13 protein-coding genes are annotated in these 15,340 nt (G+C 64.1%); 7 read left to right on the top strand and 6 right to left on the bottom strand.

The window, feature by feature from the left end:
- Positions 1-156 precede the first annotated feature (156 nt).
- Complete coding sequence (gene manA, locus JTF07_RS09215; protein WP_213018718.1) at positions 157-1,524, top strand: mannose-6-phosphate isomerase, class I; 1,368 nt, start codon at positions 157-159, stop codon at positions 1,522-1,524.
- A gap of 259 nt (positions 1,525-1,783) precedes the next feature.
- On the opposite strand, the gene JTF07_RS09210 is transcribed toward manA, so the two are convergent.
- From JTF07_RS09210 to JTF07_RS09195, 4 genes are read right to left on the bottom strand one after another with little or no spacing between them, the layout of a single operon-like run.
- Positions 1,784-2,449: a CoA transferase subunit B gene (locus tag JTF07_RS09210; RefSeq protein ID WP_204233951.1), complete on the bottom strand. Its 666-nt coding sequence runs from the start codon at positions 2,447-2,449 to the stop codon at positions 1,784-1,786.
- Between the two features lie 9 nt (positions 2,450-2,458).
- On the bottom strand, positions 2,459-3,229 hold the full coding sequence (locus JTF07_RS09205; protein ID WP_143921222.1) for a CoA transferase subunit A: 771 nt from the start codon (positions 3,227-3,229) through the stop codon (positions 2,459-2,461).
- Positions 3,217-3,909: a hypothetical protein gene (locus tag JTF07_RS09200; RefSeq protein ID WP_204233950.1), complete on the bottom strand. Its 693-nt coding sequence runs from the start codon at positions 3,907-3,909 to the stop codon at positions 3,217-3,219. Before JTF07_RS09200 ends, JTF07_RS09205 begins: the two co-directional genes overlap by 13 nt.
- A gap of 59 nt (positions 3,910-3,968) precedes the next feature.
- On the bottom strand, positions 3,969-5,096 hold the full coding sequence (locus tag JTF07_RS09195; RefSeq protein WP_204233949.1) for a coenzyme F420-0:L-glutamate ligase: 1,128 nt from the start codon (positions 5,094-5,096) through the stop codon (positions 3,969-3,971).
- A 497-nt stretch (positions 5,097-5,593) separates the two neighbouring features.
- On the opposite strand from JTF07_RS09195, the gene JTF07_RS20635 reads away from it, so the two are divergent.
- The 3 genes from JTF07_RS20635 to JTF07_RS09180 are packed head-to-tail and all read left to right on the top strand — an operon-like array spanning position 5,594 to position 10,613.
- Positions 5,594-6,037, top strand: a complete 444-nt coding sequence (locus JTF07_RS20635) for a WhiB family transcriptional regulator (protein WP_269465931.1) — start codon at positions 5,594-5,596, stop codon at positions 6,035-6,037.
- Positions 6,034-9,159, top strand: coding sequence for a glycosyltransferase family 2 protein (locus tag JTF07_RS09185; RefSeq protein ID WP_204233948.1), 3,126 nt, complete (start codon positions 6,034-6,036; stop codon positions 9,157-9,159). The genes JTF07_RS20635 and JTF07_RS09185 overlap by 4 nt, the downstream gene beginning before the upstream one ends.
- On the top strand, positions 9,156-10,613 hold the full coding sequence (locus JTF07_RS09180) for a DUF5719 family protein (RefSeq protein ID WP_204233947.1): 1,458 nt from the start codon (positions 9,156-9,158) through the stop codon (positions 10,611-10,613). The genes JTF07_RS09185 and JTF07_RS09180 overlap by 4 nt, the downstream gene beginning before the upstream one ends.
- Here the strand turns inward: JTF07_RS09180 and JTF07_RS09175 are convergent.
- Positions 10,610-10,969, bottom strand: coding sequence for a metallopeptidase family protein (locus JTF07_RS09175; protein WP_204233946.1), 360 nt, complete (start codon positions 10,967-10,969; stop codon positions 10,610-10,612). The genes JTF07_RS09180 and JTF07_RS09175 overlap by 4 nt on opposite strands.
- Positions 10,970-11,099: 130 nt before the next feature.
- Between JTF07_RS09175 and JTF07_RS09170 the strand changes: the two genes are divergently transcribed.
- Genes JTF07_RS09170 through ahcY form a run of 3 tightly spaced genes read left to right on the top strand, consistent with a single transcriptional unit; the run spans position 11,100 to position 14,436 of the window.
- The gene (locus JTF07_RS09170; RefSeq protein ID WP_252199649.1) at positions 11,100-11,450 is read left to right on the top strand and encodes a DUF3499 family protein; all 351 of its coding nucleotides are present in this window, start codon (positions 11,100-11,102) and stop codon (positions 11,448-11,450) included.
- Complete coding sequence (locus JTF07_RS09165; protein WP_252199647.1) at positions 11,447-12,931, top strand: phosphohexomutase domain-containing protein; 1,485 nt, start codon at positions 11,447-11,449, stop codon at positions 12,929-12,931. The genes JTF07_RS09170 and JTF07_RS09165 overlap by 4 nt, the downstream gene beginning before the upstream one ends.
- A 44-nt stretch (positions 12,932-12,975) precedes the next feature.
- Complete coding sequence (gene ahcY, locus JTF07_RS09160) at positions 12,976-14,436, top strand: adenosylhomocysteinase (protein ID WP_204233944.1); 1,461 nt, start codon at positions 12,976-12,978, stop codon at positions 14,434-14,436.
- A gap of 57 nt (positions 14,437-14,493) precedes the next feature.
- Here the strand turns inward: ahcY and JTF07_RS09155 are convergent, their stop codons facing one another.
- Positions 14,494-15,318 carry an RDD family protein gene (locus tag JTF07_RS09155; protein WP_353843920.1) on the bottom strand — a complete coding sequence of 275 codons (825 nt, stop codon included), beginning with the start codon at positions 15,316-15,318 and terminating at the stop codon, positions 14,494-14,496.
- Between the last annotated feature and the right edge of the window lie 22 nt (positions 15,319-15,340).

Below are 15,340 nucleotides of genomic sequence, written 5' to 3'. Positions count from 1 at the left end.
GCTGGCCCGCCTGTTTCGTGCGGTCAACCTCATGTGCCGCTCCACGGGCCCCTAACTACGCGGTGAACAACAGATGTCCTTGACTGAACAGTCAGTGAAGCCGCCTGGGAAAACCATGATGAGTCAAGATGGACGCGCTAACGTGGAGAAACACGCATGGCAGATGCATGTGTGTTCATCCGAACAGTCCAGCCGAAGGGGACCAAGACAGTGCGCCGATTGCACAACACGGTCAAGAATTTTGCTTGGGGCAGCACGGACGCGATCCCGGCGATCCTGGGAACTGCGCCCGACGGCACTCCTTGCGCCGAGCTTTGGCTCGGAGCGCATCCCCTCAGCCCCTCCCGTCTGGACATAGGGCAGTCTGACCAGCAGCGCACGGCCTACCGCTCTGCGCAGCAGGGGGCATCGTCATCGCTGGATGTGAAGACGGACAGCAGTACCGTTGGACCCAATCTCATCGAATACCTTGCTGGTGACCCAGAGGGTCTGTTGGGCCACGACTCGCTGCAGGTCTTCGGGCCTCGTCTGCCATTCCTGCTCAAAGTCCTCTCCGCGCAGAAGGCACTGTCCATTCAGGTTCACCCGAATCCAGAGCAGGCGGCCATCGGGTTCGCCCGGGAAGAGGCCGAAGGCCCCGATCTCGACGCTTCGACCCGCAACTACAAGGACCCGTCGGCCAAGCCGGAACTCATCTACGCCCTCACCGAATTCCACGCGCTGACCGGATTCCGTTCGCGCAGAGCCGTGCGTGCAACCTTCGAACGTCTGCTGTCCCTGTCACTGACACCGGCTTCCCTGGACTTTCTCGGAGAGGTGATCTCGGCTCTGAAGTCCGTGACTGAGGCTAAGGCCTTCGCGAAGGCAGTTGAGCTCGTCCTCGGAGACGCCAGGTCCGCCGAGTTCGTGGACGAGGTCGCCGGTCAGGATCTGGCAGAGCTGCCAGAGGGACACATCAGCCGTTCGGGCACAGCCGTCGATCCTGCTGAGACCTTCCAGGAGCTTGTGGCTGACTATCCTTCCGATCCTGGGGTGCTTGTGGCACTCATGCTCAATCGCGTCCACCTGCAGCCTGGGGAAGCCTTGGCGATGGAGTCAGGTGTGCTGCACGCCTACCTCGGCGGGACCGGAATCGAGGTCATGGCCTCGAGCGACAATGTTCTGCGCGGGGGACTGACGAACAAGCACATCGACATTCCGGAACTCGGAAAGGTTGCGAAGTTCGCCTCCGCCAAGCCTCGAATGGTTGAACCTGACCGCGACGGGATCCTCCTCGGCGCGACCGAGGATTTTGCGTTGCAGTCGCTGCGGTGCCCACGACTGACACAGGTCGAGCGCCGAGGCGCGAGCATCGCCCTGTGCACCTCGGGAAGCATCACTCTGACCTCCCTCGGGTCCACTGTGACACTCACACGTGGCCAGAGCGTTTTCATCGCGGCAAATGAGCCCACAGTGACCGCAGACGGCCACGGAGACCTGTTCGTGGCCACCACCGGACTCGACACCTCGCTGCCCTTCGCCTGAAACACCTGGGCTGGCTCGTTCGAGCTGGTCTGGGCGACTGTTGGTGCACCCAGGATTGAAATCTCTGAACGCCTCACCCTGGCCCCGGGATCATCTGAATTCGGTCGCGCGCACCAACGCACCGGCTCATCCGCGCGGGTGAAAGCTCCCCGGCACATAAAAGAGGCCGCCCTGAACCGAATTCCTCGAAAGGAATCGGCCCAGAACGGCCCCGTATCTCACAACGGCTCTGTACGAAGCTGCCGGAGCGTTCAGTGCCTCAGGCGGCGTCGACGCTGATGGTGGGGACGTCGTCTGGGACGTTCACCTCGGCGCCGGTCTTCTCCTTGACCTCATCGACGGTGACTCCGGGAGCCAGTTCGACGAGAGTGAATGAGTCTCCGGAGACGTCGAGCACGGCGATGTCGGTGATGACGCGGCTGACGACGCCCTTGCCCGTGAGAGGCAGCTCACAGGACGACAGCAGCTTGTGTGAGCCGTCCTTGGCAACATGGTCCATGATGACGATGACGCGCTGGGCACCGTGGACCAGGTCCATGGCCCCGCCCATTCCCTTGACCATCTTGCCGGGGATCATCCAGTTTGCGATGTCGCCGTTCGTGGCGACCTGCATCGCGCCGAGGATCGCGGCATCGACCTTGCCTCCGCGGATCATGCCGAAGCTGGCGGCAGAGTCGAAGTAAGAGGCCCCGGGGAGCATGGTGACGATCTCCTTGCCGGCGTTGATGAGATCAGGATCGACCTCGTCCTCGGTGGGGTATGGCCCGACGCCGAGGAGACCGTTCTCCGACTGGAGAACGAGGTCGACTCCCTCGGGCAGGTAATTGGGCACGAGTGTCGGCATTCCGATGCCCAGGTTGACGTAGCTGCCGTCTTCGAGTTCCTGGGCTGCGCGGGCGGCCATCTGATTTCTTGTCAATGACATTTCGGCTCCTCAGGCTTCGCGAACGGTACGTTTTTCGATGGGCTTGTCGGCTACCTGTTCCGCGGTCAGCTCGACGACGCGGTGGACGAAGATGCCGGGAACGTGGACGTCATCGGGATCGATCTCTCCAGGCTCGACGAGCTTCTCGACCTCGGCGATGGTGATCCGGGCCGACTGTGCGGCTGGGGGATTGAAGTTCCTGGCCGAGGAGTTGAACACAAGATTGCCATGACGATCACCGATGGCGGCACGGACGAGCGCGTAGTCGGGAGCCAGTGACTCCTCGAGGACGTATTCCTCCTCTTCACCGAAGGTGTCGAAGACTCGGGTGTCCTTGGCCGGTGACTCCTTGACGACATTGCCCTCGGCGTCGTACTTCCACGGCATGCCGCCGTCGGCGACCTGAGTGCCGGCACCGGTGATGGTGTAGAACGCCGGGATACCGGCTCCGCCGGCGCGCAGCTTCTCCGCCAAGGTGCCCTGCGGAGTCAGCTCGACCTCGAGTTCGCCGGAGAGGTACTGGCGGGCGAACTCCTTGTTCTCACCGACATAGGAGGCGATGATCCGGCGGAGGCGGTGGTCGGCGAGCAGCAAGCCCAAGCCCCGTCCGTCGACTCCGGCGTTGTTCGAGATCACTTCGAGGTCCTTGGCGCCCTGGTCCTTGATCGCTCGAATCAGGAACTCAGGCACGCCCACAACACCGAAACCGCCCACGGCGATCGATGATCCATCTGCAATATCGGCTACCGCCTCAGCGGGAGTATCAACTACTTTGTCCATACGCCCAGTCTGCCACGGACCTCGCCGAGGCTGCCCGCCAGGTCCGCAATGCGAGCCTCATCCATCCCGTTGGCCAGCACAGACTCACCTCCGCGAAGGAGATGGCCCAGGAACGTCGCCCATTCGTCGGGGCCCGGGGTTGAGTTCGCGACGAGGATGCCGGATCTGGAATCGCGGGGAGAGTCGGTCCACTGGACCTCCTGATCACCGGCGATGAGAGTCCCGGTGGAATGGAGGCGCCGAGGTGTCACGTCCGGGTAGGCGCGGATTGCTGAGTTGACGTCGATGAAGTCCTCATCGACCGGTGTGCTCAGCGCCAGAGCTGGTGGGTTGTAGACGAAGACCTCCTCGGCATCGGCCAGTCGCTCGTCGTTCTCGTGGCCCAGCGGTACGAAGGCGTGGAAATCGCCATCCGGAGCCGGTGACCCGTCCGTGCCGAGCACGACTCGACCGTCGGCGAGGAGGACGCTGAGAATGGCGACGAGCTCTCGCCAGTGCAGTCCGGCAGGCAACGGAACGAAGAGCGTGAAATCGGGGCCGAGGTCGTAGTCGCCGAAGAGGCCGACGCCCTTGTTCACCCAGTTCGCCACGACTGGACCGGTGAGGTCGAGTCGGTCGAAATCGGGGCCACGCCAGAAGAGGACGGGTCCGCCGGTGCGGCTGATGATGGATAGATCCACGAGGGATGACCTGCTTTCTCGATGGTGAAGGTGAGTTCACTGGGACAGGAACCCGATGTTCAGGGGGACAGGAGCCCGATATTGATCCGGACCCCACGGGGGAACGCTCCGAGCTCTCCGTCGGCCCACTCCCACTTCGTGGTCGCGCTGAGGTCCTCGGCGAAGAGCGCAGTGTGCATGCGCTCGACGAGAGACCCGAGGCCGACCATCGCCTCCAGCAGGGGAGGACCACCGGCCTGCGGCGTCGCCGGAGAATCGGAGGGGGCCATGGTGATCCGGGAGCCGGCCCCTTCGATGTGCATCCGCCACGCAGCCTGCCCGGGGGTGCGTGAAGCTCCAGCGCGGACGACGCGGATGGCGCGTGAGACGCGTTCGAGGATGTCATCACTGTTGTCACCGGCTGCGGCACGGCCGGGCAGTTCGGTGACCCCGAGGCCTCTGTGGATGGCTTCGACGTGGCCATAGCGGAACCAGTCCTCCGCGAGGTCACGGCTCAGGGCCTTCGCCCCGGCTCGGCCGTTGTCGAGATATCCGCCGGCGCCGCGAACGAGTGCCATCGGCAATCCGCGCGACGATCCCTTGACGAGGTCGGCCGCTGCAGCGATCTCATCGGCCACCGCGCGCACCGTCACCGATTGCACCCGGCCATCGTCATCTGGTCTGCCACGCTGATCGTCGAGACCCGAGAACCCGGAGAGACCGAGCGCGAAGTCACCGACGCCGATCCTCCAGGGCCGCGAGATGGTGTCGGAGATGACAACCCCGATCCGCACGGAAAAGGACTCTTCGACCCGCAGCCGCAGCTTCTGCGCCGAAGCATCGCTGTCGTGAGGGTGGAGGACGACGGCGCCGCTCGAATTCGACTGGTCGAGTCCGGCCGCCGCCTGCACAGTTCCTGATTTGGTACGCACGACCTGGACGGTCGACCCGGAGGCATAGGTCCGTTCGGCAACGAGATGATTCGAGGAATCTCTGACGAGGTCTTCGAACTCCGACCGGTCCTTCACACTGCGCATTCGGCCATCGGCCTTGGACACCACCTTCGAGGCGATGACGAGGATGTCGCCGTCCTTGAGGTCGATCCGATTCCGGCGCAGGGCGTTGACAAGGATCGCTGCCAGATCGGAACCGGCTTCGATGGGCTCCTCGACGGGAGGCGCATACACGGTGAGCAGTCGGTCGTTCATCGACGCATCCCCATCGTCGTCGGGCCGCCTCGGCGCCCGGATTCAGTGGGCGGACACGGGGATCGGGCGACGATTGCGAGTGATTCGACTCTCATGTCTCCATATTCCCACTGACGGCGAATGATTTCGAAATTCTCCAGATTTGCTCAGCCGCTCACTACAGGTTGTGTCAATATCAGATAGTGGTCGCTACATGTGGTGTTCTCGGCGCGTGTGTATGTGAAGGTGTGTTCGATTAAACCGCTGGTACCCACTGCAATACTCCACAAGGGCTTGACGGGGCGGTAATGACACGCGTGTAATTTATAGTTAACAGGGGAACGCACTTAGCACGAATCCTCGGATTCGAGCATCCACCACGCTGATACGGTCAGCACGAGCTTCACCTCCGGAACCATCCGGGGAGCCGGTCGCACCCAGACCATTCAGCTCCTCGAACGCTACCGGAATCGGAGCTCGCAGTGGTAGGTGAGCTGAGAGTGAGAAAGGGGAAAACCGTGCAAAGCGCACAGAGCAAAAGGCAGGAGAGGGAAGACTTCTCCACAGTCGTGCCTGGAGTCACTTCTCGAAGTGCCGAAGACTGGTTCGTCGAACCAGGGGCCCGTACTCCGGATACTCTGCCTGATCCATTGGCGATCGATCCGAACGATCTGACACCGCTTCCCACGGACAACTCCGCAGTATCGCCGCTCTCGCTGCTCTTCGGGGCAGCCGAGGACGGCGAGCTATCCTGGCAGGACCAAGCGCTGTGCGCTCAGACCGACCCCGAGGCGTTCTTCCCCGAAAAGGGCGGATCGACTCGTGAGGCCAAACGTGTCTGTGCCTCGTGCGACGTCCGGTCAGACTGCCTCGAATACGCGCTGGCGAATGACGAGCGCTTCGGAATCTGGGGCGGTATGTCTGAACGTGAACGCCGCCGACTGAAGAAACAGGTCGTGTGAAACCTGCCGTCACCGTTGTCCTCGCCTCAGGCGATGACAGCAGCAGGGTTGAGCTCGAAACAGCTCTGAGCAAGACCTACCCCGAGATCCCAGTTGTGGATCTCGGGGGTCTTGCCGTCACAGAGGCACTTGCACTCCCCGAGATTGCCGACAGCACCCATCTGTGGTTCCTCACCGCAGACTCACGTCCGGAACCCGATTGCCTCGAGGAGCTGCTCGACGCCATCGGCGCAACCGAATCGATCGCCGCTGTCGGTCCCAAGATCATGCATGGAGGCCACATCGTCTCCGCCGGAGTTACTACTACCTCGGCGGGAGCCAGGGTCAACCCGGTTGCCGACGGAGAGGTCGACCAGGGCCAGCGCGACGGCCAATCGGAGACACTGGGCCTCGACTTGCCCGGCATGCTCATCTCCACCACCGAGCTCGAAAGAATAGGTGCTCCTTCACGCGTCCTCGGCGTGGCCTATCGCGGCCTTGAATACTCGCGTCGACTGCGCGATCTCGGCCGCCGAGTCGTCGTCGCCCCACGCGCCGGACTCACCGTGTCCGCACACTCGGCCGCCCAGCTGGGCTCTTCGCCACTGCCGCCATTGTCGAAATCTCAGATCCGGACGGAACAGCGTTACCGGCTCAGCCTCGCCACCCCCGGATTCCTCGGCATCTTCTGTCTCCTCATCCTCACCCAGCTGAAGAACACCCTGGCAGGACTCCTGTCGAACAACGTCCGAGCCGCCTCTTGGTACTTTTCCGCACTGCTCGGGCTGGTCTCCGACGCCGGAACCACCTCACGGCTGAGACGGTCCAACGCTCGCCGCAACCGCCTGGCCAAACGCGCCACCGACTCCCATGTGGCTCCGCTCTATGCGGACCCAGACGAACTCGCCGTCCAGCGCAGGAGCATGAACTCCGCCGAGGAAGCCCGCCTGGCCCAGGTCGATTCGGCCACTGGCAGCCGCTCGGGCCACATCGACGAAACCGAGCTCAACCCGGTCGGTGACACGGAAGAGGCCATCGACTCGTTCTCACGCCTCGAGGTCACCGGCGGTTCGGGACTCTTCCGCAGCCCCCTGACCTACCTCATCCTCGCGGCCGCGGCACTGAGCGGCTTCGTCTCCTTCCGTCTCTTCGGCCCCGGCCACCTGGTCGGCGGTGCACTGGGATCCACCGACGTGACGATGGGTGATCTCGTCGCTCGACTGCTCAGTCCTCACCTCGACGTCTCCACCGGTGCCGCCGTTCCCGCCGACCCCTACCAGTTGGTCCTCGCTGCCTTCAGTGTTCCGTTCCTGGGCCATGTCGACATCATGGCCCGGACCCTGGTCCTCCTCGCCCCGGTCCTTGCCGTCATCGCCGCCTACCGTGCCGCGGGCGCGATCGTGAAGCGAAGATGGGTCCGCGGATTCGCCGGTCTGCTGTGGATTGCGGCGCCGCTCTTCGTCACCGCGCTCTCCGACGGCCGCCTCGGTGTGATCCTCGTCTGGATTGCGGCGCCGCTCTTCGTCATCATCCTGCGGCGCAGCCTGCGCACAGGGTCGATCGCCGCGGCCGCAGCTGCCGGACTCCTGCTGTTCCTGATGATCGCGGGCATGCCGCTGATGCTTCCTCTGGGCATCATCCTCACCGTGGTGCTGGTGAGCACCGGGCGCGGTCTGCGCCACCTGTGGCTGTTGGCCCCGACCCTGTTCTTGGCGTGGCCCTGGCTGGTCGACCTCGTGAGCGCCCCGGGTGCGCTCTTCGTCATGCCCGGCCAGACCCTGGCCCCACCGGCACCGCCCAGCTACCTCCTCGCGGTCGGCTTTCCCTCGACGATCGACATGAGCTGGTTGGCCGATCTCCTGTCCGCTGTCGGCGTCAACGGCGTCGGCCCGGGGATGCTCCAGCTGTGGGCACCGATTCTGGTGCTGCCGATGCTCTTCCTCGCGTTCCTCACGCTCATCGAAGCTCACCTCAGACTTGCACGCCTGATGTGGGCCGTGGGACTCTATCTCGCAGGTCTGCTGCTGGCCACCGTCCAGGTCCTCATCCCGGCCCAAACCGGTCCCTTCCACCTCATCGGCTCCTATCCTGCCGCGGGACTGACCCTGCTCAGCCTCGGCGCGATCATGCTGCTCACGCTCGGGGCTCAGACCACGACGACGAAATCGACGAACTCCCGGCGACTGCCCATGCGCGGTCTGTCCGGACTCGTGGCCATCGCCGCCGTCGGACTCATCATCGTCAGCGCCGGACCCAGCACCACCTCGGCGAACAATGTCACCACCCAGGAACACGGCACCGTCCCGGCGCTGGCCGCCGACCGCGCTGCCGGTGATGCTCAGGCCCGCACGCTGCGTCTCGACGTCGTCGACGGCGAAGTCCGTGCCCGCCTCCTCTCGTCCGCCGATGGGACCGTTATCGGGACCTCGACCATCCGGTCCGCCGAGGCAGTCGGTGGCTGGCCGTGGGAGCGCAGACCTCTGCCGATCAGCGAGGACCAGACGCTCATCGCTCAGGCCGCCGCGGCACTCTCGGCCGATGACGCCGGAGACGTCCGAACCATCCTCGGTCAGTTGGGCGTGGACTTCGTCCTCGTCGACTCGGATGCGAAGAATCTGACGAACTCGGTGGCCGCCGCCGACGGAGTCGTCCAGGTCGGTCCGACCGAATCGGGTCGCCTGTGGCAGGTCGACACCCCCTACAGCGGCCGATTCCTCGTGCGCGAACCGGACGGTACGATGAGCACCGCACCGATGCACGGCACCACCGCCGAGGTGGCTCCAGGTGAGGACGGACGCACCCTGATCGTGTCCGACAGCTCCGACAACATCACCGCCAGCCTCGATGGCAACGACCTGCCGAAGCCGGAGAAGTCGACGATCGACTGGGCCTCCGAGTACTCCTTGCCCGCTTCCGGAGGCGAGGTCGAACTCACCTACGGTTCGTCGCTCTACGCCCCAGGCGTCATCATCGGCTGGATTCTCGCCCTTCTGACCGTCATCGTCGCGATCCCCTTCGGGTCTCAGCGCCAGACACGGGCCTGGTCACGAACGACTCGGGCGAAATCTGAGCGAACGACTCGGGCGACATCCGAACGGGAGTCTCAACCCGCACCCGAGCATCCTGTGGAGGCGAAGTCATGAAACACATGCGCAGTATCGTGACCTTCGCGGCGATCGCCGTACCGGGAGTCCTCGTCGCCACGACCTCATTCCTGACTCCGCTGACCCCGGGCACACTCGACCGCAGTCCCGAGCAGGTCAGAATGCCGACAGCCGACACCCGTGTGATCTGCCCCGGTCCGCTCCTGACCGATGATGAGGCAGAGGGCACCGACGCGGAGTTCGTCGACGACTCGAACGTATCCACACGTGCCGTCTCCGCCTCAGCACCGATCAGTGCTGCAGACGGCTCGGTCTCCGCGGCCCGTCTCCAGGTTGCGGATCTGGGTGGGTCGGCGAACTTCGACAACCCCAGTTCCGACGGCTTCGTCTCCGGTGACGATCCCATCGACAAGACCAAACTCATCACCGGGTTCGCCCGGCCCGGGGCGCCGGCGCTGACGACTGGCGTCGAAACCGTCGAAGGCACCTCTGGAGACCTCACCGGGCTCGCGACGCTGACCTGTGGTTCGGCGGCGAGCAACTTCCGGATCTTGGCTGGCTCCGGTGCAGCGGGGTCGAACTCCCAGTTGTTGCTGAGCAATCCCGGCGACGTTCCCGTGCAGGCTGAAGTCACACTCATGACACCGTCGGGAGAGCGCGGGGAGCCGACAGAGGTCAGCATCAAGGCCGGGAAGCAGCGAGCCATCCGATTGGGTGGTCTCGCCGCTGGAGCCCAATCGCTGGCCGTCGACGTCAACGTCGACGGGGGAGTCGTGGCCGGCTCCCTCCAGGAGACCGTGCTCGACGGTCTCACCCCCAAAGGCATCGACCTGGCCACGAGCGGAGCAGACGCCGATACACAGCAGGTCGTCACCGGACTCGACGGAAAGGACGCACGCCTGCGCGTGGCCAACCCGGGCGATGAATTGGCAGAGGTATCGCTCAAGGCCTATGGACCAGACGGGGAGATCGACCTTCCCCGCTCATCGATGACCGTTGTCGCACACGGAGTCGCTGAGGCCGACCTCGGCGATCTTGACGCCACAAGCGTCGTCCTCGATTCGGACCAGGCCATTCAGGCCAGCGCATTCATCGGTCAGGACGGGAAGAAGGGCAGCGCGGACTTCGGAAGCGTCAACGCCACCGACACCCTCGCCGACTCCCAGATCATGGCCCTGCCGCGCACAGGCACCGGAAGACTGTACCTCTCACCAGGGCAGGGGCAGGTGCAGGTGAGAGGCATGCTCGACGACGGTTCGCTCACTGAGGCCCAGTCGATTGACCTCAATCCCACCGGCACCACCGAATACAGCCCGGCCGAGGTCTCCCCAGACGCAGTCCGCGCCATCGTCATCAGCGGTGAGAACGCTTCAGGTTCCCAGTCCGACGGTGTCCACGCCAGCTACGTGGTCACCACGGACTCAGGGATTTCCGCGGTGCAGCCGGCCCCGGCACCTGCCGGGGTGGCCTACCGCGACATCCGCCTCGGTTAGGAATTCCTGAGGATCTCGACCTGGTCGGCGACGACTTCGGCGATGAGGGAGTCCCTCTGGCCGCTGCTGTGATATTCGATGACTCGCCGGTAGAGGACGATGTGCGTGTGCCTGTTCGCGGTGGCCGGAAAGACTCGGCCGAAGGCGGGCTCGGTGGAGCTCGCCGGTGGAACCGCATCAATGGCCAGCACCACCTCGGCGAGCAGTGCCGGCTCCTGTGCCCGGAAACGGGCGAACTCATCGGCCGCGACACGGGCAAAGCTCTCCGCCCGACGCAGACGCGCAGGGACGTCAGCCAGGAACAGGGGGGACCGCAGTCCGCGGCCGTGCCGATCACGATGACGCCTGGTGCTCATGAATCAATATTGTACTGACCATACGGCCCTGGCTGACCAAGACAGGCGGTGCTCGCGTGTAAAGTGGTTGACTGTGTCAGCCGTGAGATTGTGTTCAAAAGTCAGCTGCTCGCGCAGTGCCGCAGCCACCATGACGTACGTGCACGCTGATGCCTGTGTCGTCATCGGTCCGCTGTCGCGTCGCGCCGAGCCCGGTGCCCATGACCTGTGCGCCGACCATGCCGCGAAACTGACCCCGCCAGTGGGTTGGCAGCTCATCCGCATCGAAGGTGAACAAGCCCCGCCGGAACGCACCCATGACGATCTGTTGGCCATCGCCGACGCCGTCCGTGAAGCTGCGGGACGTCCCGGAGAGGGCGTCAGGGCAGGTGAGGCCGCATCGGCATCGTCGTCTGGGTCATCCTCGACCTCCGAGGGTCGAAGCGACGGATCGATGCCGGGTCGCAAACACGGTCACCTGCGCATCATCGGCGACTCATGACCGAGTCCATGCCCGGGGCCGAACCCGGTCCTGAGCTCGTCGCCGCCCGCACCGCCGCACTCGAACCCGCAGTCGGTGCCTATGACATCCGCGGCCGCATTCCCGATCAGCTCGATGCCGATGTGCTCTATGCCCTCGGATGGGCCACTGCCACAGCTATGTCGGAACTCCATTCGAGCGCCGAGGTGGTCGTGGGACACGATATGCGACCCAGTTCACCCGGTTTCGCCCAGGCCTTCGCCGCCGGCATCGAGTCGGCCGGATATCGAGCGGTGCTGCTGGGTCTGTGCTCGACCGACCAGCTGTACTTCGCCTCCGGGATCTTCGATCTGCCGGGTGCGATGATCACTGCAAGTCACAACCCGGCCGACTACAACGGGATCAAGATCTGCGGGCCACGTGCCGCAGGAGTCAGCCTCGCCTCCGGGCTGGGACGGATCAAGGAATTGGCACCGCAGGCGCCGGCCCATGTCGCCGCTGACACCTTCCACAGCTCTGCACCTGAGGTCGATGTCGACGGCGTTGCCGCCGCGGACATGCGCAAACGCTACGTCGAACGCATCCGGACGCTGACCCACGTCGACGAGGTCACAGGCCTGAAGGTCGTCGTTGACTGCGGCAACGGCATGGCGGGCAAGCTCCTCGGAGAGGTTTTCGGCACCGATTCCGGGTCCGCGAGTGTGCCCTTCGATGTCATCGGGCTGTTCACCGAACTCGATGGCACGTTCCCCAACCATGAGGCGAACCCTCTGAAACCGGAGAACCTCCTCGACGTCTCCCGTGCAGTGCTCGACCAGGGGGCGGATTTGGGACTTGCCTTCGACGGGGATGCCGATCGCTGCTTCTTCATCGACGAAACCGGAGCGACCATGTCGCCCTCGGCCGTGGGCGCGCTCGTCGCCGAACGCGAGGTCGTTCGCTCCAGGGCCGCAGGCGTCGCTGAACCGGTGGTGATCCACAATCTCATCACCTCCCGCAGCGTTCCGACTACCATCGCAGCCGCCGGCGGGCGGGCCGTGCGTTCGAAGGTCGGGCATTCGGGCATCAAAACACTCATGCGCACCGAACAGGCCGTCTTTGCCTGCGAACACTCCGCTCACTTCTACTTCGATGAGTTCTACGGTGCGGACTCCGGCATGCTCGCAGCCTGCCACCTGATCGCCGCCTTGGCGAAGACCGGGGCACCGGCGTCACGCCTCGTCGCCGACTACGACCTCTACGTCCAGTCGGGAGAGATCAACTTCACCGTGGCCGATCCTGACTCGGTCCTGAGCTCCTTCTCGTCCGAGTCCTCTCACTTCCCGCCGAACACGGTCGACGATCTCGACGGCATCGGGCTGCAGGGAGACGACTGGTGGATCAACCTGCGCAAGTCGAACACGGAGCCCCTGGTGCGACTCAATGTCGAAGCCAGCGATCCGCAGAGCCTGAGCGAACTGACCGCACAGGCCAGTGAGTTCGTCGAGGCCCGCAGGCAATAGACTCGAGAAAGACGACAACAGTTTCCGATCCCGATGGAGGTACCGTGCTCGATTCCACCGACTTCAAGGTTGCCGATCTGAGTCTGGCCGAGGCCGGCCGGCACCAGATCCGACTCGCCGAACGCGAGATGCCAGGACTCATGGCACTGCGCGAAGAGTTCGGCCAGAGCAAACCGCTGACGGGAGCGCGCATCGCCGGCAGCCTGCACATGACGGTGCAGACTGCGGTGCTCATCGAAACCCTCGTCGCACTTGGGGCGCAGGTGCGTTGGGCCAGCTGCAATATCTTCTCCACTCAGGACGAGGCAGCTGCCGCTGTCGTCGTCGGCACCGGCAGCGTCGACGCCCCAGCCGGTGTGCCGGTCTTCGCTTGGAAGGGTGAGACTCTCGAAGAGTACTGGTGGGCTGCGGACAAGATCTTCGACTTCGACGAGGGCGCGAACCTCATCCTCGATGACGGCGGTGACGCCACTATGTACGTCCTCAAGGGTGCCCAGGCCGAAGTCGACGGGGGAGTGCCCACCGCTGGCGAGGACGACCCGGAAGAGTTCACCCTGCTACTGGCACAGTTGCGGAAGTCGCTCGAGGCCTCACCCGGCCGCTTCGGTCGTATGGCTGCCGGCATCAAGGGCGTCAGCGAGGAGACCACGACAGGAGTCAATCGTCTCTACCGACTGGCAGAGGAAGGGAACCTTCCATTCCCTGCCATCAACGTCAACGACTCTGTGACGAAGTCGAAGTTCGACAACCGATACGGGATCCGCCATTCTCTGCCCGATGGCCTCAACCGCGCCACCGATGTGCTCATCGGCGGCAAGATCGCTGTCGTCGTCGGATATGGTGACGTCGGCAAGGGAGCCGCCGAGGCGCTGCGTGGTCAGGGTGCCAGGGTCATCGTCACGGAGATCGACCCGATCTGCGCCCTGCAGGCGACGATGGACGGCTACCAGGTCGACCATCTCGCCACGGTGGCACCGAGCGCTGACATCATCATCACGACCACCGGCAACACGCGCGTGGTCGGCGTGGAGGTGCTCTACAGCCTCAAGCCCGGAGCGATCGTCGGCAACGTCGGACACTTCGACGATGAGATCGATCTGGCCGGATTGGCTAAGATCTCCGGTGTCTCCAAGGTCGAGATCAAGCCGCAGGTCCACGAATGGCGCGTTCCTGTGCCCACCGAGCTGGGGCTTGACCGTGCGCAGACTGATTTCCTCGTCCTCTCCGAAGGGCGCCTGCTCAACCTTGGCAATGCGACAGGTCACCCTTCGTTCGTGATGAGCGCCTCGTTCACCAACCAGGTTCTCGCTCAGATCGAACTCTGGGTCAGCCCCGATCGCTACGACAACGATGTGCACAGGCTTGCGAAGGAACTCGACGAGAAGGTCGCTCGCCTGCACCTGCCTGCTCTCGGAGCGAATCTGTCCGAACTGTCGAAGGAACAGGCCGAATACATCGGAGTCGACGTCGCAGGACCGTACAAGCCCGAGCACTACCGGTACTGAGCCATTGATGAGGTGCCAGCCGAGGTGGTGCTGAGTCGAACCTGAGCCTGTGGAACCCTAGTGGTTCTGCAGGCTCAGTCCATGTGGGAGGGTATTGACTCCGGAGCGGAAGGCTTGGGACTGCTCGCTGCGGCGCTGCTGTTTCGTGAATTCTGCGGACCGCTGCCGGTGGATGACCGCTGACAGGAACTGTTCGGGCATGGTCCCCTCCGGCGGTGCCGGTGCGACATAGGGATTGAGTTCGGTGGCGAGCTCCTTCGCCCGCTCCCAGCGCGATTCTCGGCCCAGATTCTCCGCCATCGACAGGAACTGCACCACCCGTCGGTGCAGTCCGGCAGGCAGAGTGGCGATGTCGGTCTCAGCCAGCCAATTCTGCAGGTGCGGTGAGACATGCGTGTGGACCGGTTGGGGTGGGGCGGTGCGTTCGCTGACGGCCATCGTCCCTGCCATATAGTCGCCGAGGCGCTTGGATTGCGGCGAGACCAGCCCGGAGAGGGCCGCCAGACCGCCACCACTCGAGAGGATCTCGAAGGGCCAGAGAATGGCGCGGATGAACGAATGCCTGGCGCGCACGGCTCCACCGTCATCGCGGACGACGCGCAGGCCGAGAGCGAGCTTGCCGATCGAGCGGCCATGGGTGAGGACTTCGATGATCATCGGAAGGAGCACGAACACGGAGATGCTCATGATGGTCATGATCGATGTCAGCAGGAGTTCATTGACGTCGAGAACCTGAAGCAGGAACCAGAACATGGCGATGATGAGACCGATGTTGACGATCGAGTAGACGATGTAGTCGATGAGGCAGCTCAACGCGCGCGCCGCCAGGGCCGCGGGCTGGATGCTCAGTTCGACGGCTTCACCCGTCACTAAAGTACTCACGAATCCATCCTGTCATAATTCG

The organism is Brevibacterium sp. RIT 803, assembly GCF_016892625.1.
GTDB lineage: Bacteria > Actinomycetota > Actinomycetes > Actinomycetales > Brevibacteriaceae > Brevibacterium.
Note: the sequence above shows the minus strand (reverse complement) of the source record. Positions and strands in the feature narration are given on the sequence as shown.

Bases quoted from the DNA above. Each gene is read 5' to 3' on its own strand.
- manA (WP_213018718.1), top strand. From the start codon at position 157: ATGGCAGATGCATGTGTGTTCATCCGAACAGTCCAGCCGAAGGGGACC.
- JTF07_RS09210 (WP_204233951.1), bottom strand. From the start codon at position 2,449: ATGTCATTGACAAGAAATCAGATGGCCGCCCGCGCAGCCCAGGAACTC.
- JTF07_RS09205 (WP_143921222.1), bottom strand. From the start codon at position 3,229: ATGGACAAAGTAGTTGATACTCCCGCTGAGGCGGTAGCCGATATTGCA.
- JTF07_RS09195 (WP_204233949.1), bottom strand. From the start codon at position 5,096: ATGAACGACCGACTGCTCACCGTGTATGCGCCTCCCGTCGAGGAGCCC.
- JTF07_RS09180 (WP_204233947.1), top strand. From the start codon at position 9,156: ATGAAACACATGCGCAGTATCGTGACCTTCGCGGCGATCGCCGTACCG.
- JTF07_RS09175 (WP_204233946.1), bottom strand. From the start codon at position 10,969: ATGAGCACCAGGCGTCATCGTGATCGGCACGGCCGCGGACTGCGGTCC.
- JTF07_RS09170 (WP_252199649.1), top strand. From the start codon at position 11,100: ATGACGTACGTGCACGCTGATGCCTGTGTCGTCATCGGTCCGCTGTCG.
- JTF07_RS09165 (WP_252199647.1), top strand. From the start codon at position 11,447: ATGACCGAGTCCATGCCCGGGGCCGAACCCGGTCCTGAGCTCGTCGCC.